This is a genomic window from Pyxidicoccus fallax (assembly GCF_012933655.1).
Classification (GTDB): Bacteria; Myxococcota; Myxococcia; order Myxococcales; family Myxococcaceae; genus Myxococcus; species Myxococcus fallax.
The window spans coordinates 1-21,457 of sequence record NZ_JABBJJ010000221.1 but is presented as its reverse complement, the minus strand read 5'-3'; the positions used below and the strand labels follow the sequence as shown (position 1 = coordinate 21,457).

The 21,457-nt window shown below is 68.0% G+C and carries 15 protein-coding genes; 5 read left to right on the top strand and 10 right to left on the bottom strand.

Going from position 1 to position 21,457, the window contains the following annotated elements; genetic code table 11:
* The first annotated feature begins 82 nt into the window (after positions 1-82).
* Positions 83-1,522, top strand: a complete 1,440-nt coding sequence (locus HG543_RS35150; RefSeq protein ID WP_211194372.1) for a sigma 54-interacting transcriptional regulator — start codon at positions 83-85, stop codon at positions 1,520-1,522.
* 85 nt (positions 1,523-1,607) lie between these two features.
* Positions 1,608-4,508, top strand: a complete 2,901-nt coding sequence (gene ileS, locus HG543_RS35145; RefSeq protein ID WP_169349289.1) for an isoleucine--tRNA ligase — start codon at positions 1,608-1,610, stop codon at positions 4,506-4,508.
* Positions 4,509-4,579: 71 nt separating this feature from the next.
* On the opposite strand, the gene HG543_RS35140 is transcribed toward ileS, so the two are convergent.
* Positions 4,580-7,528, bottom strand: a complete 2,949-nt coding sequence (locus HG543_RS35140) for a tetratricopeptide repeat protein (RefSeq protein WP_169349288.1) — start codon at positions 7,526-7,528, stop codon at positions 4,580-4,582.
* Positions 7,528-8,775: a hypothetical protein gene (locus HG543_RS35135; RefSeq protein ID WP_169349287.1), complete on the bottom strand. Its 1,248-nt coding sequence runs from the start codon at positions 8,773-8,775 to the stop codon at positions 7,528-7,530. Before HG543_RS35135 ends, HG543_RS35140 begins: the two co-directional genes overlap by 1 nt.
* A 288-nt stretch (positions 8,776-9,063) precedes the next feature.
* On the opposite strand from HG543_RS35135, the gene HG543_RS35130 reads away from it, so the two are divergent.
* Both HG543_RS35130 and HG543_RS35125 read left to right on the top strand, forming a co-directional pair.
* Complete coding sequence (locus HG543_RS35130) at positions 9,064-9,993, top strand: DUF2381 family protein (RefSeq protein WP_343073519.1); 930 nt, start codon at positions 9,064-9,066, stop codon at positions 9,991-9,993.
* Between the two features lie 10 nt (positions 9,994-10,003).
* Positions 10,004-10,507 carry a hypothetical protein gene (locus HG543_RS35125; RefSeq protein ID WP_169349286.1) on the top strand — a complete coding sequence of 168 codons (504 nt, stop codon included), beginning with the start codon at positions 10,004-10,006 and terminating at the stop codon, positions 10,505-10,507.
* Positions 10,508-10,522: 15 nt separating this feature from the next.
* On the opposite strand, the gene HG543_RS35120 is transcribed toward HG543_RS35125, so the two are convergent.
* The 7 genes from HG543_RS35120 to HG543_RS35090 all read right to left on the bottom strand — a co-directional run bounded on the left by HG543_RS35120 (position 10,523) and on the right by HG543_RS35090 (position 19,352).
* The gene (locus HG543_RS35120; protein ID WP_246357523.1) at positions 10,523-11,152 is read right to left on the bottom strand and encodes a pilus assembly FimT family protein; all 630 of its coding nucleotides are present in this window, start codon (positions 11,150-11,152) and stop codon (positions 10,523-10,525) included.
* A gap of 14 nt (positions 11,153-11,166) precedes the next feature.
* Entirely contained in the window at positions 11,167-12,360 is a 1,194-nt protein-coding gene (locus HG543_RS35115) for a PilW family protein (RefSeq protein ID WP_169349284.1), read from the bottom strand.
* Positions 12,357-12,890: a prepilin-type N-terminal cleavage/methylation domain-containing protein gene (locus tag HG543_RS35110; RefSeq protein WP_169349283.1), complete on the bottom strand. Its 534-nt coding sequence runs from the start codon at positions 12,888-12,890 to the stop codon at positions 12,357-12,359. Before HG543_RS35110 ends, HG543_RS35115 begins: the two co-directional genes overlap by 4 nt.
* Entirely contained in the window at positions 12,887-17,092 is a 4,206-nt protein-coding gene (locus HG543_RS35105) for a DUF4114 domain-containing protein (RefSeq protein WP_169349282.1), read from the bottom strand. The genes HG543_RS35110 and HG543_RS35105 overlap by 4 nt, the downstream gene beginning before the upstream one ends.
* The gene (locus HG543_RS35100) at positions 17,089-17,529 is read right to left on the bottom strand and encodes a c-type cytochrome (protein ID WP_169349281.1); all 441 of its coding nucleotides are present in this window, start codon (positions 17,527-17,529) and stop codon (positions 17,089-17,091) included. The genes HG543_RS35105 and HG543_RS35100 overlap by 4 nt, the downstream gene beginning before the upstream one ends.
* 37 nt (positions 17,530-17,566) lie before the next feature.
* Positions 17,567-18,271 (bottom strand): pilus assembly PilX N-terminal domain-containing protein, encoded by a 705-nt coding sequence (locus HG543_RS35095; RefSeq protein ID WP_246357522.1) that lies wholly within the window; start codon positions 18,269-18,271, stop codon positions 17,567-17,569.
* A 319-nt stretch (positions 18,272-18,590) separates the two neighbouring features.
* Positions 18,591-19,352, bottom strand: coding sequence for a Mut7-C RNAse domain-containing protein (locus HG543_RS35090; RefSeq protein WP_169349280.1), 762 nt, complete (start codon positions 19,350-19,352; stop codon positions 18,591-18,593).
* A 238-nt stretch (positions 19,353-19,590) separates the two neighbouring features.
* Between HG543_RS35090 and HG543_RS35085 the strand changes: the two genes are divergently transcribed.
* Positions 19,591-20,931, top strand: a complete 1,341-nt coding sequence (locus HG543_RS35085; protein WP_169349279.1) for an endonuclease/exonuclease/phosphatase family protein — start codon at positions 19,591-19,593, stop codon at positions 20,929-20,931.
* Positions 20,932-20,989: 58 nt separating this feature from the next.
* Here HG543_RS35085 and HG543_RS35080 read toward each other — a convergent pair whose 3' ends face one another.
* On the bottom strand, positions 20,990-21,343 hold the full coding sequence (locus tag HG543_RS35080) for a hypothetical protein (protein WP_171818877.1): 354 nt from the start codon (positions 21,341-21,343) through the stop codon (positions 20,990-20,992).
* Positions 21,344-21,457 lie beyond the last annotated feature (114 nt).

Below are 21,457 nucleotides of genomic sequence, written 5' to 3'. Positions count from 1 at the left end.
GACATGGGCGGGGCGTGGGAGCCTAGCACGTACCACCCGTCAGGGCGGGCCGCGTGGGTGCCGTTTGATATCCTCACGTCAGATGAGTGCTCCCCCCTTCCCCCCTCTGCACCCGGACGACATCCACACCAGCCCCGGCGACGTCGGACAGGACCTGACCCACTCTCCCCTCCTGGGCGAGACGCTCGTGGTGGACCCCCGCACCACCGTCAAGCTCCACAAATGTCGGCTCTCCGTCTCCGCCGGCCCCGACACCGGCCGCTCCGTGGTGAGCGACAAGGAGCGCCTGCGCTGCGGCGCCCACCCCGGCAACGACCTGGTGCTGGTGGAGGACCGCACCGCCAGCCGCCACCACTTCGAAATCCAGTTCACCGAGCGCGGCTACCTGCTGGTGGACCTGGGCTCCACCAACGGCACCTTCCTCGACGGCCGCCGCATCGAGCGCGCCTACCTGTCCCCCGGCTCGCAGATTCGCGCCGGCTCCTCGATGCTGACCTTCGCTCCGCTGGACGAGGAGGTCACCATCGAGCCCGACCGCGACAGCGAGCTGTGCGGCATGGTGGGGCAGAGCATGAAGATGCGGCAGATCTTCGGCCTCATCAAGAAGATCGCCCCCATGGACGTGTCCGTCATCATCCAGGGCGAGACGGGCACCGGGAAGGAGCTGGTGGCCCGCGCCATCCACGAGCTGTCCGGCCGCGCCAAGGGCCCCATGGAAGTGCTCGACTGCGGCGCCATTCCCCCCAACCTCATCGAGAGCGAGCTGTTCGGCCACGAGAAGGGCGCCTTCACCGGCGCGGTGTCCAGCCGCCCCGGCGCCTTCGAGCGTGCCCACGGCGGCACCATCTTCCTGGACGAGCTGGGCGAGCTGCGCCTGGACCTGCAGCCCAAGCTGTTGCGCGTGCTGGAGAACCACGAGGTGCGCCGCGTGGGCGGCAACGACGTCATCGAGGTGGACTGCCGCGTCATCGCCGCCACCAACCGCGACCTCATGAAGGAGATTCAAGCGGGCAACTTCCGCGAGGACCTCTACTTCCGCCTCTCCGTCATCACGGTGCAGTTGCCACCGCTGCGTCAACGCCGGGACGACATCCCCCTCATCCTCAAGCAGGCGCTAGCGGACCCGGAGCTCGTCGGCAAGCACGGCAGGAAGCGCTTCTCCGCGGAGGCCCTGGGCCTGCTGATGTCCTACGCGTGGCCCGGCAACGTGCGCGAGCTGATGAACGTCGTGTCGCACGTGCTCACCTTCAGCGAGGGCGAGGAGATCCTCCCCTCGCACCTGCCGCCCCGCGTGCGCGGTCAGGCCCGCGAGGGACCGCTGCCCTTCAACGAGCACCTCTCGTTCAAGGACGCCAAGGAGCAGCTGCTGGAGAACTTCGAGCGCGAGTACGTCACCAGCGTCCTGACGCGCTGTGAGGGAAACCTCTCCCGCGCCGCGCGGGAGAGCGGCCTGCACCGCAAGTCCATCGAGCGGCTCGTGAAGAAGTACCAGCTCGACACCAAGGGCATGAAGCCGAGGTAGCCTCCGCCCCCTCCCTCCATGGCCGTCCCGGGCCCCTTCCGTGCGCGTTGAAGGTGTCCGGCGAGCGTGTTACGGGCGCTCGGATATGAGCGACACGCCCCCGAAGGAGAAGGACTACAAGGACTCGGTGAACCTGCCCCGCACGGAGTTCCCCATGAAGGGGAACCTCGCGCAGCTCGAGCCGCGGATGCTCGGCTGGTGGGCGGAGCGGGGCATCTGGGGGAAGATTCTGGAGAAGAACGCGAAGGCCGAGCCCTTCGTGCTGCCGGACGGGCCGCCGTACGCCAACGGCCACCTGCATGCCGGCCACGCGCTCAACCGCGTGCTCAAGGACATCGTCGTGAAGTACCGGAACATGTCCGGCCGGCTGTGCGACTTCATCCCCGGCTGGGACACGCACGGCCTTCCGATTGAGCAGGCGGTGGAGAAGCGCCTCAAGGACAAGAAGGTGGACAAGCGCACCCTGTCGCGCGACGCCTTCCTGGAGGCGTGCCGCGCCTACGCGCTGGAGTTCATCGACATCCAGCGCGGCGAGGCCCAGCGCATGGGCACCTTCGCGTCCTGGGACAAGCCGTACAAGACGCTCGACTTCAGCTTCGAGGCGCAGGAGATCCGCGAGCTGGCCAACTTCGCGCGCCGGGACATGCTCTACCGCCGCAAGAAGCCGGTGTACTGGTGCCTCACGGACCAGACGGCGCTGGCCGAGGCGGAAGTCGAGTACGAGAACCACGAGTCCCCGTCCGTGTACGTGGCCTTCCGCGCCGGCCCTGAAGTCGCCGAGCGGGTGCCCGCGCTGAAGGGCAAGGACGTCGACTTCGTCATCTGGACCACGACGCCGTGGACGCTGCCGGCGAACCTGGCCATCGCGGCCAACAAGGAGTTCGAGTACGTCTTCTACCAGCTCGGCTCGCGCGTCATCTGCGTGGCCAAGGACCTCTTGCCCAAGGTGCTGGCGGAGGTGAAGGCGGACGAGCTGGAGGTGAAGCACGTGGAGCTGCCCGGCGGCGAGGTGTCCGCCGCGGCGCTGGTGGACCCGTCGCGCATCCTCGCGTACGCGCCCGGCGAGGAGCTGGAGCACCTGACGTACCAGCACCCCTTCTACGCGCGGCGCGGGCGCCTGCTGCTGGGCGAGCACGTGACGCTGGAGGCCGGTACGGGGCTGGTGCACACGGCGCCGGGACACGGCCAGGAGGACTACGAGGTCGGCCTCGCGTACGGGCTGGACATCTACAACCCGGTGCGCCCGGACGGCCGCTACGACGACACGGTGGGCGAGGCGCTGGCGGGCAAGAAGGTGTTCGAGGCGAACCCGCTCATCATCGGCATGCTGGTGGAGCGGGGCGTGCTGCTGAATGACGCGAAGGACACGGTGGCGCACAGCTACCCGCACTGCTGGCGCTGCCACAACCCCATCATCCTGAGCGCGACGTACCAGTGGTTCATCCCGCTGGACAAGCCGTTCCGCGGGGAGAAGACGTTCCGCCAGGCGGTGCTGGACGAGGTGGACAAGGTGCAGTGGGTGCCCTCGTGGGGGCACAGCCGCATCCGGGGCATGCTGGAGACGCGGCCGGACTGGACCATCAGCCGCCAGCGCACGTGGGGCGTGCCCATCTGCATCGCCTACTGCGAGGGCTGCGAGGAGGCGGTGGTGTCGCCCGAGCTGATGGAGCGGGTGGCGGACCAGGTGGAGAAGGAAGGCGTGGGCGTGTGGTACCGCACGCCCGTGAAGGAGTTCCTGCCCGCGGACTTCAAGTGCCCGCGCTGCGGCAAGGCGGAGTTCCGCCGCGAGACGGACATCCTGGACGTGTGGTTCGACTCGGCGTGCATGTTCTCCGCGGTGCTGGAGAAGCGGCAGCGGATTCCGGCGGACCTGTTCCTGGAGGGCAGCGACCAGCACCGGGGATGGTTCCACTCGTCGATGTTGGTGGCGGTGGGGACTCGCGACATGTCGCCCTACAAGGCGTGCCTGACGCACGGCTTCGTGGTGGACGGCAAGGGCGAGAAGATGTCGAAGAGCGTGGGCAACACCGTCGCGCCGGAGAAGATCATCCAGCAGTACGGCGCGGAGGTGCTGCGCCTGTGGGTGGCGGCGAGCGACTACCGCAACGACGTGCGCCTGTCGGACCAGATTCTCAAGGGCCTGTCCGAGAGCTACCGGAAGATTCGCAACACGGTGCGCTACGCGCTGAGCAACCTGTACGACTTCGACCCGGCGAAGCACGCGGTGCCGGCGGCGGAGCTGCTGCCCTTGGACCAGTGGGCGCGGGGCCGACTGGCGGAGGTGGTGGCGCGGGTGCGCAAGGCGTACGAGGACTACGAGTTCCACCTCGTGTTCGCCACGGTGGTGGACTTCTGCGCCGGGGATTTGTCGGCGGTGTACTTCGACATCCTGAAGGACCGGCTCTACACGTGGCGGACGGATGGGCAGGCCCGGCGCAGCGCGCAGACGGTGCTGCACGAGGTGGCGTCGGTGCTGCTGCGGCTGTTGGCTCCGGTGATGAGCTTCACGGCGGAGGAGGCGTGGAGCTACCTGCCGGGGGCCCCGTCGGAGAGCGTGTTCCTGGCGGGCTTCCCGGAGCCGGCGGTGAAGATGGATGCGGCGCTGGCGGAGCGGTACGGGAAGCTGTTCGCGGTGCGCGGCGCGGTGCAGGGCGTGCTGGAGGCGGCGCGGCGGGACAAGCGGATTGGCGCGTCGCTGGAGGCGCGGGTGGTGCTGACGGTGGACGCGAAGGCGCGCGACTTCCTGAAGCCGCACCTGGACGAGCTGCCGGGGCTGTTCATCACCAGCCAGGTGGAGCTGTCGGACGTGGCGGGCGAGAAGGCGCAGGCGCTGGACGTGGCGCAGGTGTTCGGCGAGGGCGTCCGCGTCATGGCCGAGGTGCTGCCGGCGAAGGGCGAGAAGTGCCCGCGCTGCTGGACATACGCGGAGGCCGTGGGGCAGGGCGGTGAGGTGTGCCTCAAGTGCCGCGAGGCGCTGGCGGCGTAGTGCCCTGTCGTGAAGGGCCCCGCGCGGTGACAGCGCGGGGCCCGGGACGTCACGCTAGGCGGATTCCGGCCCTACTTCTTGCGCCGAGAGGTGCCGCTGCGTTTGCTGGTGCGGGGTGAGGACTTTGAAGCGGGCTTGGAGTCAATGCCAAGCACGCGTTCCAGCGCCGTGATGACGTCGGGGTCAATACGCTCCAGGGCTGCCGGGTCGTTTGGACGCTCAGTTCGCCGCGCGGCGGCTTCCAAAAGCGCGCGGTCAGCGGCGGTCTCCGAGGGCAGACGCTGTTCGAGCAAGGCAGCGATGTCTCGTAGCAGGGCAGGGTCACTCACCTGTTGTATCAGCCTGGGAAGAGAGCCACGCAGGAACGTAATGGGATCCGGCCCAGATGGATGAGCGCGCGATGTCCGTCCAATCGCATCCTGAGAGAGAACTTCGATCCAATCCGCAGCGAGTGCATAAGCCGCGGCACGGCCTTGCTTCAGGCTTGCCTTTGCGATTGTTTCAGCAATTTCGAATTGTGCTCGCTGAAGGTCAAACTCGTGATCAATTATCAGAGAGGGAGTTGTCAACCAAACTGCGCCAAAACGCCCAGTGCGCAGAGCCGCTGCAGCAGCTTCGCCGAAACAAAAGGAAATATTTGGCAGCTTGTCATCGGTTGGTGCCTGCTCTGCTGCCAAAACTGCGCGCTGCCACGCTATGACGCGAAGTGTGTCGTCCTCAATTTTCATGGCCAATATCAGGAGAACGATTGAATACTTGGCGACTTCTGATGTGTCGTTGATTTGCTCGGCGAGAGCGATGGCTCGGTGGAGAAGGTCCACTGCTTCCGCATGGCGGTTCATTTTATAGAGCGACCAAACAAGGCCACGAATCGCAGCAGTCTGTCCAACGAGATCGCGAGCCTCTTCAGCGAGAGCGCTGGCTTGGTGGAGAACGTCCACTGCTTCCCCGTGTCGGCTCATCTCGCCGAGAGACCAGCCAAGGTTACGAGTCGCGGTAGCCTGCCCAGTGAGGTCGCCAACTTCTTTGAAGAGAGCGCTGGCTTGGCGGAACGCGTCCACTGCTTCCGTGTGTCGGCCCATCTCCCCGAGAGACCAGCCAATGCTAAGAGTTGCGGCAGCCTGCCCACTACGATTGCCGGCTTCTTTGAAGAGAGCGCTGGCTTGGCGGAACGCGTCCACTGCTTCCGTGTGTCGGCCCATCTCGTTGAGAGACCAGCCAAGGTTACGAGTCGCAGCAGCCTGCCCGGTGAGATCGCCAACTTCTTTGAAGAGAGCGCTGGCTTGGCGGAACGCGTCCACTGCTTCCGTGTGTCGGCCCATCTCGTTGAGAGACCAGCCAAGGTTACGAGTCGCGGTAGCCTGCCCGGTGAGATCGCCAACTTCTTTGAAGAGAGCGCTGGCTTGGCGGAGAACCTCCACTGCTTCCGTGTGTCGGCCCATCTCCCCGAGAGACCAGCCAAGGTTACGAGTCGCGGCAGCCTGCCCGATGAGGTCGCCAACTTCTTTGAAGAGAGCGCTGGCTTGGCGGAACGCGTCCACTGCTTCCGTATGTCGGCCCATCTCCCCAAGAGACCAGCCAAGACAAAGTCGGCTACGCGCCTGTTCCAGTTTACCGCCAGACGAGTCTGCCTGATGCACCGCTTGCTGGCAGATGGTGACTGCCTCAGTAAAATGTCCTGTTGCGTTCAACTGCGTCAAGCGTTCCCACAAGTGATTCAGCCATCCACCAGTTGCCCTCGGGCTGAAGTCCTTGCTCATACCCGAGATTCTGTCTGCAGTGACCAACCGTTCCATGTGCGCTGCTTCTTGCGTGCGGCCTAGTGCGCGCAGTCTCCCCGCTTCTATGAGCTTCTCGTCAGTCGAATAGAAGACCGTTAGGAACTCCGTGATGGCCTCTAGCAGGCTCGCCCCGAGATGACGCCTGCGGTAATAATGAACCATCAGGCGGTCGGCCACTCGATACAGCACCTCTGCGGACTGCTGTGCTTTTAAACCTGTTACTTCGCCGCGCAAGCGCAACTCGCTGAAAGGCTCGGCAATACGTGCTTGGGTAGATTTAAGTTCTACCGCGAGTTCGCTCTGGGTTCGCGGTTCGCCCATGCGTAACAGAGCATCCAGTACGGTGCGGGCGCGGCGAGATAAGCTCTCGATGCGATGCTTGTAATAAGGAGTGAGCTCGTCTACCAGCCCGTCGAGAACCTCCGCCGCCCTCAACGAGTCGTTGCTATCCAGAACCTCCGCCAGTGCTGTCGCCATGCGCGGAGAGCCGCCAATGAACTCCGCGACAGCCTGAGCCTTTGCACGCGTCTCCTGTGACATCGGTCCTTGCTGGCGATGGCCGCGTAGCCGCTCGAAGAAGGAGAGGCAGGAGTCCTCCTTCCAGGGCATAAGCTCGATCACCCCGGTGGCATGGAACAGTCGCTGCTCGTAGCTCGAATCGATTCGGCGCGTGGAGGTTGCCAGCAGCATCAGCCGTCCGCTCGGGCGCGTCAGCAGCGCACGCAGCCGGGATTGGTCCCGCGGCTTGCGGAACACCTCGTTCATGAGTTGATCGAAGTTTTCGATGATGGCAACCACGATGCCTTGTCCATCGGGCAGGCAGAGCGTGATGGTCGACTCCAGCGCGGCAACTGCTGCGTCCCAGGCTTCGTCGGTTTCCGTGAAGACGCCACCGAGCAGGCTTGATGCCGGGCGATTCTCCAGCACGCGCTGAATCTCGTTCAGTAGCCGGTGGGGCACGTCCACGTTGTGCTGCTCTTCCGGGAGGAGAGCGACGACGATGGGGGGGGGCTTTCCCTCCGCCGCACGCGCTTTCAACGCGGACTGCACCAAGCGCATCAAGAAGGACTTGCCATAGCCACGCGGAGCGACGACCTGCAGGTGCTGCACCGCGCCGCCCTCCGCGTTCCGCGTGATTGTGGCGAGGATGCTCTCCAACACCCGTTCCCGGCCGGTGGAGATTGCCAGCAGCGTCTCTTCGGGCAAATCGTACGGATTGAACTTCTTGAGCTGAGACATTAGCGGCGCCTCGCGCGAGGAGTGCTGTTGCGCCAAGCGACGACCATGGCGCAGGCCGGGTGGAAGGTGCGTGTGTCCCGGTCGAAGGCCAGGAAGCCATCCTCTCGGAGGATGGAGGCAATCTCCTCAGGTATCTCACAGCCACGCCGCGCCATCTCCTCGTAGAAGGCATCGAGCGGCAGTCCATCTTTCGCGCTGCTGTCCACCACCAAGTCGATCGCGGCCGTGAGGTGCTTGCGAGTCGCGGTGTCCTCCCGTCGCAAGCGGTTGTCGAACTGGCTGAAGAACTGATGGTGGAGTTGCGGTTCCAGGCGCTCGCGGAGGCAGTGGCGGATGTCGTCCGGCGCGAGCGAGTCACTCATTGCAACGGCCTGGAAGCCGAGCTGGATGAACCCAGGAAAGTGGTCGGGAAGCTCATCCAGCAGGGTCTTCGTTGCTTCCTCGGTCCATCCCGGAAGCGGAGGGTTCGCACCAGCCACGAGCGCTCGCAGCATCTGCACCGCCTCGCTCTCGCGTTTCAGCGGGGGCACCTCCACCACCAGCATGTCGCTGAAGGCTCCGGGGTCGAGCCCGTGGCGAAATGCGAGGCCGCGCATCCCAATGGAGCCGGCGACCAGCATGGAGACGTGCTTGAGATTCCGCCATTCGCGCAGGGTGACGAGAATCTGCTTGGCGGTGGCCAGGCCCTGCTTCGCGTCACCGCCCTTTCCTCCCGATAGGGTGTTCTCGATGAGGAAGGGCAGCTCGTCCACGAGCAGGGCGATGTGGCGCTTCTCGGCCTTAAGGGCCGAGAGCAGCATCGGTGAAATGGCGGGCCAGTAATCCAGCAGATCGCGGTCTGGGGCGTTGGTGTTCGCGGGAGCCGCGCCGAGCCAGTTCTTGACCAGCCCCGCTACGGGCTTGGCGATGGTCTGCACCTGCTCGATGTGCTTCAGCAGGTTGGCCTTCAGGTCGGGCGCGGGCAGGTTGCGCAGTAACTCTCCGAAGACGTCCTGGAGGCCCTTCCCGGACTCGGCGTTGATCTGGGAGACGATGACGCCCTGGGCCTCCAGCCGCGCCTTGACCTCGGCCATGATGGAGGACTTCCCGGTGCGACGCAGGCCGAACATCGTGTGGCTCTGCCCGCGCAGCATTGAGCTGACCAGAGGCTCGACGATGTCCGGTCGGGGCCAGAAGTCGGCGCCAGAAACAATGGTGCCGAAGTACGACTTCAGGGAGCGGTTGCCAGAAGGGAGGTCGTTGGGCATGGCAGGGTATCCTTGGGCGTAGATATCTGCTGTGGTAGATATCTACGCATTGAAAGCGGGTGGCTGCAAGTGGGGTATCTGGCTGAGCAGATATCTGCGCATGAGGATTGTTGGACGGGACGCAGATGTGCTCGTTCTTCAAGGCATATGATGAGCGAGCAAGCAGGCGTCATGCCATGCGGTGGGGCTTCCTGATTTGGCGCAAGAGGCATGTGAGGACAGGGCCTACCTGAGTCGGTGGACGCCTCGGGGACATCCTCGCTGGGAGGTATTGCTCCGCCCTGCTAGGTGAGGGCTCCCATGTGGAGCGCCCTACCTCGAAGGTTCGCCTTGCTTACCGCCCTGATTGCATCCGCCGCCCTAGCGGCTGACCGCGAACAGAACGATGTCCGGATCCTCTTGCTCTCGGAGCATCCGGACAATGCGACCCATCGCGTCTACGTCGTGGGACAGGTCATCACCAGCCTTCGATTCGAGAAGCCGGTGGACCCGAGCAAGACGCGATTGCTGGGCTGGGAGGGCCGGTTCGAGCCGCTGGGCGTGGTCGGACGGAAGGTCATCCTGGAGCCCATCCGGGACCTCGCCAGCGATGAAGGCGTGCCCCTCCTCGTGACGCTCGCGGATGGAACGGAAGTTCCATTCCTCTTGAGACCAGCGGGGGAGGGACAGAGGCCGGACCAGCAGGTGAATGTGTTCCGGGACTCCGAGAGCTACGGGGCCATGGCTTCCGTCCTGGACAGGATGAAGAAGGAAGTCGGTCTCCTTCGCGAGGAGAACGAGCGACTACGTAAGGAGGAGACCTCGGAGGACCACGCGCTCGCCTCGCTCCTGGTAGCGGGAGCCGTCGCGCAGACGCCATTCACCGCGGAGGAGACCGTGTCGAGCAAGGACCCGGACGCGGAGATTGTCGCTGTCCTGTTCCGGGGGAAGGGAAAGGCGGCCGTCGTCTTCAACGTGAAGAACCTCCATGCGGAGAGACCCTGGAGCGTGCGGCGAGTGCATCTCACCGTGCCTTCCACGGGGCGGGTGCGGACCGCGGTCTTCCGGTCGACGGCTCCTGAGTTCACGCCCGGAACGTCCGGAGTGGTGGCCATCGTCACGGATGGAAGCGAGTTCACGGAAGAAGGGCGGCTGACGAATCTGTTCCTGGAGGTCTATCGGCACGACGGGCTGCGAACGGCCTTCATGACACTGGAACACCAGCTGATTGGACAGTAGGAGCGCGGGCATGATCGCCAGCAGGCTCGTGCTCCTGTGGAGCGCCATTGTCCTCGTGACGTCCTCCGGCTGTGCCACGACTCCGACGCCGGGAGCGGTGCGCCTCCGTTCCGATGGAACACCCGGACCCGAGAAGTGCCCGGAGGAAGCAAAGAAGGCGATGAGCTACCTGCGCCTGTTCGTGGGCGATTCTGCCATCGTGCAGCTCGATGCGAACCAGTCACGGGCTCCGGACATCACGCTGTACGAAGGCCCCATCGAGAGTGTGCTCAGCAGCGACCTCGGGCTGATTGATTCCCCTTCCCGGCTCTACGGGCGCGTCTGGACCAGCGGGCCACAAGCGGTCATCCGGTACTACGAGGCCCATCCCGTGCGCGGAGGGAACAAGATTCCCATCTGCGCGGTGGCCCGGCTCGGGTTTGGTCAGCTTCGCAAGCGGCCGGATTCCAAGCCCGGGACCGCCATCCTCGATGCCTCCAGCGCCGGTGTTTACATCGTCGACGAGTTCCGGTGAGAGCCGGTCCCCGCGTCAGTTCCGGCACTCCGCCACCGGCCGTGCCGCCGCCGCCTGGGAGTCGCAGTCCAGCACGTTCACCAGCCCCGTCACCCCTTCCACCATGAGCAGGCTGCGCGCCCGGCCCGAGTTGAAGTTGACGCGGAGGTTGCCCGGGATGGCGGCGTTCAACGCCGTCGTGTTGTCGAGCATGCCCCTCATGCAGCCCAGGTTCCCCGGCCGCACCGGGCGGCCCGTGCCCGGCAGGTAGCACAGCCCATGCACCGACGCCGCGTTCATGGACGTCGGCAGCACCAGCTCCGGCCCCACCTCGTCGCAGCACGCCGGGTTCGCGCGGCACGTGGTGTTCGTGCAGGTCGTCTGCGGGCAGACGTCGTTGTCCCAGGCGTTGTCACACCGCAGCCGCTCCCACCGGGCCACCGTGCGCACCGTCCCGTCCAGTCTCTGCACGTTCGGCTCCACCACCAGCCGCACCGGCTGGTTGGTGGCCATCGCCCGCTGCCGCGCGCGCAGCGCGAAGGACGCCAGCTCCCGCACCGCCTCGCTCTCGCGCTGCCGGTCGATGCCCCGCTGGAAGCTCACCAGCGCCAGGCTGATGAGCACGCCGGCAATCGCCAGCGCCACCGACAGCTCGATCAACGTCATTCCCCGCCCGTGCCTCATGTCCCCGTCCCTCCCGGCTGCGTCCCCTGCAGGCCACCCGCCGAGAAGTTTCGCGGCGTCACCCGGAAGGTGAACGTCCGCCGCTTGAAGCCATCCACCGGAAAGCCCTCCTCGTCGTACGCGACGGCCACCCCCGGCCTCGGCACCGTGACGTCCGCGCGCCGCGTCCGCACCACCAGGGTGACCTCCACCTCGCGCACCCGCTGCTGCAGCATCCGCCGCAGCTCGGTATCCGAGGACGGGGTGCTCCCCGTGTCCGCCGAGCACGTCGCCCGCGTGCACCGGTCAATCGCGGGCCGGCCCTCGGCCGGGTCCGGGAACCACCGGTACTCGGCCAGCGGCGCCGCCAGGTCGATGACCGCCTGACGCACCTTCATCCGCTCCACGTCCCGGCTCACCACCGTCCACGTGGGGGTGCCCGGCGCCTGGAACTCCAGGGCCGGCGTGCCGCCCGCCCAGTTCACCCGGTAGGACGCCCCCTGCGTGCGCAGCGTCACCCAGCCCGTGTCCGCCCAGACGGGGCTGTCCGGGTCGCCGCACGGCGGAGTGCCCGTGTTGCCGATGGCGCTCCCCGGGTTCGCGTTGAACTTGCTGGAGCTCGCCATCACCCGCGAGATTTCCAGGTGACACGCCACGTTGCCCCGCGGGTTCACGATGATGGCGGGAGTCCGCTGCCCGGTGGGCGGGTCCAGCAGCGTGGGCGGATTGGCCGCGGTGCAGAAGGTGAAGGAGTTGCCCTCGCGGATGACCGACTTCTGGCCGCACGCGTCCATCACAATCATGGAGCGCGTGTCCCCCCAGTAGAGCTGCAGCACGTCCGAGCGCAGGTGCTCGTACGTCGTGCCCGCCGGGGGCAGCGCGAACGCCGGGTCGGCCGCGAAGTACGGCAGCATGTTCACCGACAGGTCCGGCTCGGTCCACGCCTGGATGGCGAAGCGCAGGTCTCCGTCCGCGAAGGTGATGGGCGTGTTGCCCATGCCCAGCCCCGCGCGCTGCAGGTCCGTGGCGAGCAGGTCCTTCACCGCCCGCCCGGTGACCTGGGCCATCATCGTCTGCTCCTCGAAGGCGGCCCGCCGCTGCAGCTGGACGATGCCCGTCAACGTGATGGCGAGCACGACCGCGCCGATGGCCGCGGAGATAGTCATCTCCAGCAGCGTGAAGCCCCGTCGGAAGGAAGCCGTCTGTCTCATGGCGACACCCGCGTCTGCAGCACCACCACCTGCCGGCCCGCCCGCGCTTCCGCCTCCACCCAGCTCACCGACACGCGCACGTTGGCGACGTTGCCCGTCGAGCCCGCCACGCCACTCACGAGGTCCCGGTTCACCGCGGGCGCGCCCGCCGAGCCGGACTCGATGGAGCCTGGAATCGCCCCGCTGTCCACGTCCACCGCCACCTCGTACTCGCGGGCGACGACGCCCTCGGGAGGCTGCGTCTGGCGCAGCTCGCCCGCGGCCGTCTGCCACACCGTGTAGCGGCGCCGGTCCTGCGCGGCCAGGTTGCCGCAGGGCGGGGTGGGGGAGCAGCCCATGGCGGTGATGTCCTCCAGCGTCTGCTCGGCGATGAGCTGCGCCTGCAGCGCGGTGAGGGTGCGGCGGTTGGACTGGGCGGTCTTCCGCACCACCATCAGCGCGGCGGTGATGCCCATCATCAGGATGACGATGCTCACCATCACCTCGATGAGGGTGATGCCCCGGGACTGGCGGGTCCGCTGGCGGCTCACTTGGGCATCCTCCCGTCCGGAATCGGCTCGTAGATGAGCACGCGCGAGCGGGCCGACGACGAGTTGGACGTGCCGTTGTTCCAGGTGTCGCCGCCCACCATCTTCATCTGCCCGGTGGCGGTGAGCGCGAACACGTGCTGGTCATGCACCACCGGCGCGTTGATGCCGTGCCCGGCCAGCGGCACGCCCTTGAGCACGCCATCCGGCGTCAGGGGCCGCTCGTAGAGCTGGCCGCTCTGCGTCTCGCTCAGGTTGCAGATGTCCGCGGCCCGGCCGACGGCGGTGGTGGCGAAGACGCGGTCCTGCGACAGCGCCACGCCGCCCCACACCGTCTGCGCGGGGTCCAGCGGCTGCACCCACAGCGGGTCCAGCAGCTCGCAGCCCTGGTCGCCGGCGGGGTCCCTGTCCTCGAAGCCCAGCAGGTGGTAGCGGTAGTTGCTCCGGTCCGCCGGGCCGTCGGCGTACTCGTCCGGGTTGTCGCCGGTGCCGAAGTAGAACTGCACCACCGGGCGGCCGCTGTCGCGCAGCACCTTCACACCCAGGTTGGAGTAGAGCTGCTGGAAGGTGGTGTCCTGGCCCTGGGCCGCGTCGGGGTGCTCGGCCAGGGCCACCGGCGCGCTGGCCACCTTGCACGTGCGCACCTTGCGGCCCAGCGGCGCGGTGACGTCCACCCGGTCCAGGTTGACGCGGTACACGCCGCCGGACGTGGTGGGGACGTACATCACGTCGTAGCTGCCGTCCTGGTTCAGGTCCACCAGCGCGCTCTCCGCGGCCACGCCGGAGCCCGTATCCAGGGTGATGATGCCGGCCATGCCGCCCGCGGCGGTGTCGCCGTAGTTCAGCGGGCGGCCCGTCTTCATGTCGATGAGGTAGATGGCGCCCGCGCGCGTCGGCGCGGACGGCACGTAGTCGGTGCCCACGACGGCCGTCCACATGGGCGAGCCGCTGCCCCAGGCGAGCCGCGCCACCGACGGCGCGTGGCGCGAGCCGGAGTTGTCCGGGAACACCACCTGCGGGTTCGCGTTCCTCGCGGTGTTGAACGCCAGGTCGATGGCCGCGTCCTTCAGGTTGAACTCCCACAGCGGCAGCGGGTACCAGGCGTCCGCGGGGTGGGTGACGTCGAGCGCGAAGAGGGCGGGGCTGCCCTTGCCCGTCGCGGAGACGAGCACCGTCTTGGCCCCCTGCGTCTTCGACGCGGTGGTGGCGCGCGTCCACGCGGGCTTGTTGGGGATGCCGAAGTCCACGTTGGCCAGGACGGGAGAGGCATCCACCTGGGGCCGCGGCAAGTCTCCCGAGCCGGGGAACTGCACGTACAGGTTGCGGTAGCGCTCCAGCAGGAGGCGCGGCAGGTACGCGAACTGCTCCTGGCCGGTGCCGTACTCGCGCGGCGTGGGCGTGGCGCACGCGCCGGACGGCTCGAAGTAGCCGCGCAGCTGCGCCCCGGCCGCGCACTCGTCCTTCGTCTCGTGGGTGAACTGGCCCGCGTCGAAGGCGTGGAGGAAGCCGTTCATCGTGCCCACGAAGGCCACGGTGGGCCGGTCCGCCAGCGGCTCCAGGAAGTTCTTGCGGTACTCGTCGCGCTCCTCGGAGCGCGTGTTCTGCGCCCAGGTGTCCAGGTACGGCGGCACCGACACGGCCACGGTGGACAGGTTGATGCCGCCCATGGGCCAGGGGCGCTTCACGTTGGAGGCACCCGGGGCGTAGTGGTCCTCCCACCCGTACAGCCACTCGCGCAGGAAGTTGCGGTCGTTGGTGACGCCCGTCACGCGCTTGTCGGGCGTGGTGATGGAGGGCGTGCCGCACACCCCGTCGTTGTTGAGGTCGTAGAGGTAGCGGTCATCCGCGAACTGGTCGCAGAGCGCGTCCGGGAAGAGGGGGCTGGCGCTGTCGGCGTCCTCCGTCTCGGCGATGACGGTGGTGCGCGCGCCCGTCGCGTCGAGCGTGTACAGCCTGCGGCTCATCGGGTTGGCGCCGTCGCCGAAGGCGAGCGCCATGACCCGGCCGGACTCCCAGCGCTCCACGGGGTGGGTGACGTTGGGGCTCTCCGGGTCATAGAGGGAGCGGAAGTAGAGCCGGCCGCGCAGCGAGTAGTCCTTGCGGGCGTCGTACGCGCGCGTCGCCGGGGCGGGCAGGCCGGACGTGGGCCAGCTGCGGCCCCAGGCGCTGCCGGGCGTCTCGTTCACGCCCCAGACGATGGCGTTGCCCAGCGTGGAGGGCGAGGCGCGCGCGTAGCTGCCGGCGCGCACGGCCTGGTAGCCCACGTCGACGTTGTCGATGATGGGCCGGCACCGCTCGTTGGGGCTGGTGACGTCCACCTTCCAGCACAGCTGCGAGCCGGTGATGCCCATGGCCAGCATGTCCAGCTCCACCTGCTGCGTGGGCGGCGAGGTGTTGGGGAACTCCACCGGAATCCAGTTGGGGGTGGGGTTGTTCGTGCACGTGCCGTTGGCGCAGGTGCGGCAGTCCACCGCCACCGAGTAGCGGATGGAGGGGAGCTGGCCGCCCTCGGGCGTGCAGGCGCCGGCGAAGCCGGACTCCTCCGTCCAGCAGGGCGCGCCCTTGGCGCAGGTGCGCGGCGCGGGCGCCATGTCGTCCTGGCGCTTGAAGCGCACCTTGGTGATGACGAAGTCCTCGGCGGCCTCCACCGGGATGTCCTTGGACACGATGTCCGAGCGCGTGCTGCCGCCGTTCTGCTTGTTGATGACGAACACCACGTCGTTGAAGTCGCGGTCGCCGCCGCCGCTGAGGTCCTCGAAGCCGAGAATCCAGCGGAAGGGGTCCGTGGTGGGGGCGCCCATGATGACGTGCGGCATGGGGTTGCGCACGCCGGAGGGCCGCGGCACCGTCACCCCCTCCTTGGGCATGTCCAGGTTGCCGTAGGCCGCGTCGTTGAGCAGGCGGTACAGCGTGGTGCCCTCGTCCTCCTTCGGGCCGTCCAGCCAGCCGCACAGCTTCTTGGTGGTGCCCTTGACGAGGCAGGAGTAGTCGCCGGGGGCTTCCGGATTGCAGCGCGAGTCATACCCGCAGCCGATGTTGCGCTCGGCCACGACGCCGTTGAGGAAGTTCTGGTCCAGGTTCCACGCGGCCTTGGAGAAGTAGACCTGGATGGGCGAGCGCAGGTGCAACAGGCACTTGCCCGCGCCGTCCTGCTTCAGGCACGGGTACGAGGTGCCCTCGTTGGGGCCGTGGCGGGTGTCGTAGAAGACGATGAGGAAGAAGACGATTTCCTTGTCGCCGCGGATGGTGCCCAGGTCCACGGTGCGGTCATAGGCGGTGACGCCCGGGTCCGGGTTGGTGGCGCGGGGCAGGCCGCGCGAGTCGTACGCGGACGTGTCGTAGTCCGGCACGCCGTTGTCCATCCAATCGGTGTCCGAGACGGGCGCCAGCTTGCCGTACGTGTCCGTGAGGCCGTCGTCGTCGGTGAGCAGGAAGACCATCTTCCCCAGGCCCAGGTTGCCGTTGCTCAGCGAGGGCGGCTCCAGCAGGTTGGGGATGTGGCTGAAGAGGCCGTTGTCGGAGAAGTCGCTGGCGCCCGCGTTGGTGGTGGAGCTCTCCGAGGCGCGCAGGGGCGTGCCCACCACGTCCGCCTTGATGTTGTTGTTCGTCTGCCCCGGCCGCGCGTCCACCAGCGACACCTGGGAGGAGAACACGCTGCCGCAGGTGGACTTCATGCCCAGGTCGGGCTGGCTGTACGTCAGGTTGCCGGAGGTGAACGTGCGCGAGCAGCGGCGGCTGAGGCCGATGTACGGGCGGGTCTTGTCGCCGTCCGGGGGCGCCAGGTTGTAGAGGTCCTCGTGCAGGTCGAGGATGCCGTTGGTGTTGCTGTCGGCGAGCGTGCCGTCGTTGTTGAGGTAGCCCCGCGCCTTCACGTCATCCAGGTACATGTACCCGAGCGCGTGCGAGGCGACGGCGGACTCGTACACGTAGCTGATGGTGACGCGCTGGTCGAACGGGAAGACGATGCGCTCGGGGTCGAGCACCTTGAGGCCGGTGTCGAGCTTCAGGCGCGGCGGCTGCTCCGGGGTGAGCCGCAGGGTGGACGCGTCGAGGTGCAGCGAGGCGCTGCTGAAGTCGGGCTGACGGTCCTCCGCCAGCAGGTCCTTGCACATGGGCGCGGGCTGCTGCGTCTGCGTCTGCGCCAGCGCGAGCGGGGCGGCCAGCAGGGTGAGCGCCGCGAGAGCGGGGTTCAACGCGCGCTTCATGGGTTCCCCCGGTACTGGAGCGAGGGGCCGCCCGACGCCGGGCGCTGCTTGCGAGCGCGGCGCTCGGCGAGCTCCTTCTGGAGCTGCTGCCGCAGCACGTCCTCGCGGGGCGGCGGGGGCGGCTGGGCGCGGGTGGCGAGATAGCTGAGGACGGCGTCCAGCTCGCCCGGGGCCAGCACTCGCGTGTCGCAGCGGGCCTCCGGGCGGACCTTCTGGGGCGCCTCGAGCCACGCGCGCAGCTGCTCGGGCGTGCGGCCGCGCAGCACGGCGTCGAGCTGGAGGCCGGGCTTCGCGCCGCTCGGGGCGGCCTGGGACGACGGGGTGGGGCTCGCCGGGTGGCAGCGCGCGCAGGCCTGGTCGAAGGCGCGCGCGCCGGCATCTTCCGCCTGGCTCAGGGCCGGCAGCAGCAGCAATGCCAGCAGGGACGAACGTTTCATGAGGACTCGGAGGGGGGAATGACGAGGGAGAAGAGGTCTAGAAGGTCCGCACGAACGAGGTGTCGGGGGGCCGCTGGTCCGTGGTGTTGTTGAAGGTGCTGTCCGGGCCGCAGCCGCGGTTGACGCAGCCGGGGCCGCCGGCGGCCGGGGCGTTCTCGTTGGTGACGAGCGCCTGGACGATGGCGCGCGTGGGGCGGCCCCCGGCGTTCAGCACCTCGCCCACGGCGATGACCCACACCTGGCCGTTGCTGTCGCTGGAGCCGTTGGGGTCGTCCAGGTCGTCCCGGACGAAGACGCGGTAGCGCACGTTGCTCTGGGCCGGGTAGTCGGCGTACGCCTCGCCGTCCGCGCTGGACAGCTCCGCGGCCGTCATCGTCTCCGGCGTGAGGCGCAGGTAGTTCCAGCCGTCGGCGCTGGGACCGCGCAGCACCTCGTACCAGGGGGGCGAAGCACCCGCGAGGCCCGGCTCGTTGACGGGGCCGCCCAGCGAGCCGAGCACGTTGCTGTACGTCTGGCGGTCACCCAGCCGCAGGCGCAGCGCTTCGCGGCCCTCGGCCAGGCCCGCCTCGGCGGCGAAGAACGCTTCCTTCTGCCGGCGGCTGTCGCCCTGGGTGTCCGCCTCGCGCGACACCACCGTGTAGCTGATGAGCACCGACATCGTCACCAGCGTGACGAGACCCATGGCCAGCAGCAGCGTGAAGCCTCTGGCTTTCCGTCGCCGCGCAGCAGTCCGAAGCACCATGTCTCCAGCTCCTCAGCACCTTTCCCCGCGGGGGGACGGGGTGGTGGTTCCAGGAGCAATTCGTGTGCCTGGATTGTAAGATTCCAACTGCCCGGAAAGACTGAATCCCGAAAGTCGAGAGGGTGACAAGAAGTCTCCCGTGACTTCGCAAAAATTGCGTAGCACTGGACGTGAAGCGAACCCGCAGGGTGCGGGGAGTGTCACGACCTTGCAACGTGCAGGCGGTGGAGCCCCCGGGTGCCACGGGGCGGCGGTGCCGGCTTCCCGAGGGCTCCCCGAGGAGGACTCCCCGGTGGTGCGAAGTGGGCGGGGGTGGGCGTTACTCCGCGCGCTCCAAATCCCTCAGCTTGTCGATGAGGGCCTGCATGCGCTGCTGGTGGGTGCCGGCCCAGAAGACGCGGCGGCAGTCGGCGCACTGCTGGAAGCGCGAGTGACGCTCGGTGACGCGCTCGGGGACGCGGTCCTGGACCTCGTGGGGCTCGGCGGAGGAGAGCGGGCCGTTGCACGCCAGGCACCGGGTGAAGGGGTGCATGCGCGCGGTGAGGCCGAAGCGGCGCACCACCTCCACCAGCTGGTGCGCCGGGTCGGTGGAGCGGGGGAAGTAGCCGCGCAGCACCTCGCCCCGCTTGAGCACGCCGAGGTCCCGCGTGAGCAGGATGCGGTCCTCGTCATGGGACACGCGCGCCAGCTCGTCGTCCGCGTAGTCGTTGCGCCAGAGCGAGTCGAAGCCGAGCATCCGCAGGAAGCCCACCAGCCGCCCCAGCCCCACATCCAGCACGAAGCGGGGCGCGTCCTGCGGCGGCGGCCCCACGCGGGTGACGGGCGTCACGTCCAGCGCATGGAAGGGCGGATACACCGCGACGCGGGAGCCGGGCCGCACCCGGTGCGCGAAGTCCACCGCCTCGCCGTCCACCAGCACCACGTCCACCTCCGGGTGCGGCGGCCCGAGCGACTCGATGAGGTCCTTCACTGAGGGGCTGCCCTGCGTCACGTGGTGGAACTCCTGCCCACGGCGCTCCGGCGGCAGGAAGTCGTTCAGCGCCCCGTAGAAGCGCACCGTCACCCCCGGCTTCGCGTCCATGCTCCCTGGCCTCCTGTCGAGCCACAACCCGTGACGCCGGGTCGTTCATACCGCCAGCGATTGCAGGACTGTCACGACCCGGGAAAGTTGTGACACAAAGTTTATGGGTGTAAACGTGTAGCCGAGCGGTAAGTCACAAGACTGCCACATTGTAAGGTCCTATACTTCCGCCGTCGTTCGCGCCCTGGCGCGGGCGGTCCGTCTACCCCCCTCCGACGACCAGACACCGGGCGCGCACATGAAGAAGACGTTTTCCTACCTCGTGGGGGCGGCGCTGTCGCTGACCCTTCTGTCGTTGGCCTGCGGGGATGACGGGAAGCCCCAGCCCCAGGTCCCGCTGCCCCTGACGGATGGGGGCGTGCTGTGGACGGACTGCGACCTCACGGGTGACGCGGGCACCTGCGCGCAGGGCGAGGTCTGCCGCTTCATCGCGCACTATGACCGCGCCATTTGCGTGCGGCCGTGTGAGCCGCAGGGCACGTGCGGGCAGTCGGAGGCGGCGTGCTGCGCGGCGGAGGCGGACGCCCTCGGTGGCGGCTACTGCGTGCCCGCCGAGGTGTGCGAGGCGCTCGACGCGGGCACCCCGGACGCGGGCGCGAACGAGGAGTCGGATGGGGGCGACCCGAAGGGTGATGCCGGCTCGTCCGATGAGGATGGAGGCACGGCGGGCGATGCCGGCCCCGTCACCGACGCGGGGAGCGGCTCCGATGCCGGCACGGACGCGGGGACGGGCAGGGACGCGGGGACCGACGCGGGCACGGATGCGGGCACCGACGCTGGCGTCGACACCGGCTACACGGACATCCGCGTCATGGCGGCCAACCTCACCAGCGGGAACGGCCAGGACTACGACCCCGGCCACGGCATCCGGCTGATGAAGGGCGTGAAGCCGGACATCGTCCTCATCCAGGAGTTCGACTACAGCGCGGGCATCCGCTCGCTGGTGGACCAGGTCGGCACCGGCTTCCACTACTACCGGGAGACCGGAGCGCAGATCCCCAACGGCATCATCAGCCGCTGGCCCATCATCGCGTCCGGCGAGTGGCCCGACCCGAGGGTCTCCAACCGGGACTTCGCCTGGGCGCGCATCGACATCCCCGGTCCGCGTGACCTCTGGGCGGTGAGCGTGCACCTGCTCACCTCCAGCGCCAGCGACCGCAACGCCGAGGCCACCAGCCTCGTCAACCGCATCAAGGCGGAAATCCCCGAGGGGGACTACCTGGTCATTGGCGGCGACTTCAACACGGACACGCGTACCGAGGCGTGCTTCACCACCTTCCGGCAGGTGACCGTCACCACCGGCCCGCATCCGGCGGACAAGAACGGCAGGGAGGGCACCAACGCGGGTAGGACGAAGCCCTATGACAACGTGCTGGTGGACGCGGACCTGCGCCAGTACCAGCAGGCCACCGTCATCCAGGGCCCCAGCAGCTCCAGCACCTTCCCCAACGGGCTGGTGCTCGACAGCCGCGTCTACACGCCCATCTCGGAGATTGCCCCGGCGCTGTCCGGCGACAGCGGCGCCTCCAGCATGCAGCACATGGGCGTCATCAAGGACTTCCGCGTCCCCAACTTCTGAACGGGGCCCCGTCGTCAGGGCGTGGCGGCCCGGACTCGCTCCGGTGCCGCCGGTCGCCTCAGAAGCTCCACTTGTGCTTGTTGCGCTCGATGAAGCGCGCCACCGGAGGTATCCGGGCGACGAGCGGCGTGAGCATGAACACGGCGGCCAGCCGCAGGGGCTTCACCACCTGCGATGCCGCGTAGGCCGCCGCCCACGAGCCGGCCTTCGCGCCCGTGCTGTCCGGCTGGAAGCCCATCTGGATGGCCGCGTAGAAGCCGACGATGACCAGACCGAAGATGAGGTAGTTCATCACCAGCGCCAGCGGCCCGTACTCCAGCAGCAGCGTCTTGAAGCGGGCCATCAGCGAGGGCTTCTCGGCCTTCACGGCGGCCCCAGCAGGTGGGGGCGTGTCGGAGACTGGAGGATTCACGTCGGGCTCAACAGGCGGCATGGCCCCACCATGCCCGAAACGGGCGCTGGCCGGGAGACAGAGCGGCCAGCCCGGCAGTCGGGGGGTGGGCTCTCCGGGTTGTCAGGGCTTGGG

Bases quoted from the DNA above. Each gene is read 5' to 3' on its own strand.
- HG543_RS35125 (WP_169349286.1), top strand. From the start codon at position 10,004: ATGATCGCCAGCAGGCTCGTGCTCCTGTGGAGCGCCATTGTCCTCGTG.
- HG543_RS35150 (WP_211194372.1), top strand. From the start codon at position 83: ATGAGTGCTCCCCCCTTCCCCCCTCTGCACCCGGACGACATCCACACC.
- HG543_RS35115 (WP_169349284.1), bottom strand. From the start codon at position 12,360: ATGAGACAGACGGCTTCCTTCCGACGGGGCTTCACGCTGCTGGAGATG.
- HG543_RS35120 (WP_246357523.1), bottom strand. From the start codon at position 11,152: ATGACGTTGATCGAGCTGTCGGTGGCGCTGGCGATTGCCGGCGTGCTC.
- HG543_RS35140 (WP_169349288.1), bottom strand. From the start codon at position 7,528: ATGTCTCAGCTCAAGAAGTTCAATCCGTACGATTTGCCCGAAGAGACG.
- HG543_RS35085 (WP_169349279.1), top strand. From the start codon at position 19,591: ATGAAGAAGACGTTTTCCTACCTCGTGGGGGCGGCGCTGTCGCTGACC.
- HG543_RS35100 (WP_169349281.1), bottom strand. From the start codon at position 17,529: ATGAAACGTTCGTCCCTGCTGGCATTGCTGCTGCTGCCGGCCCTGAGC.
- ileS (WP_169349289.1), top strand. From the start codon at position 1,608: ATGAGCGACACGCCCCCGAAGGAGAAGGACTACAAGGACTCGGTGAAC.
- HG543_RS35095 (WP_246357522.1), bottom strand. From the start codon at position 18,271: ATGGTGCTTCGGACTGCTGCGCGGCGACGGAAAGCCAGAGGCTTCACG.
- HG543_RS35090 (WP_169349280.1), bottom strand. From the start codon at position 19,352: ATGGACGCGAAGCCGGGGGTGACGGTGCGCTTCTACGGGGCGCTGAAC.
- HG543_RS35135 (WP_169349287.1), bottom strand. From the start codon at position 8,775: ATGCCCAACGACCTCCCTTCTGGCAACCGCTCCCTGAAGTCGTACTTC.
- HG543_RS35105 (WP_169349282.1), bottom strand. From the start codon at position 17,092: ATGAAGCGCGCGTTGAACCCCGCTCTCGCGGCGCTCACCCTGCTGGCC.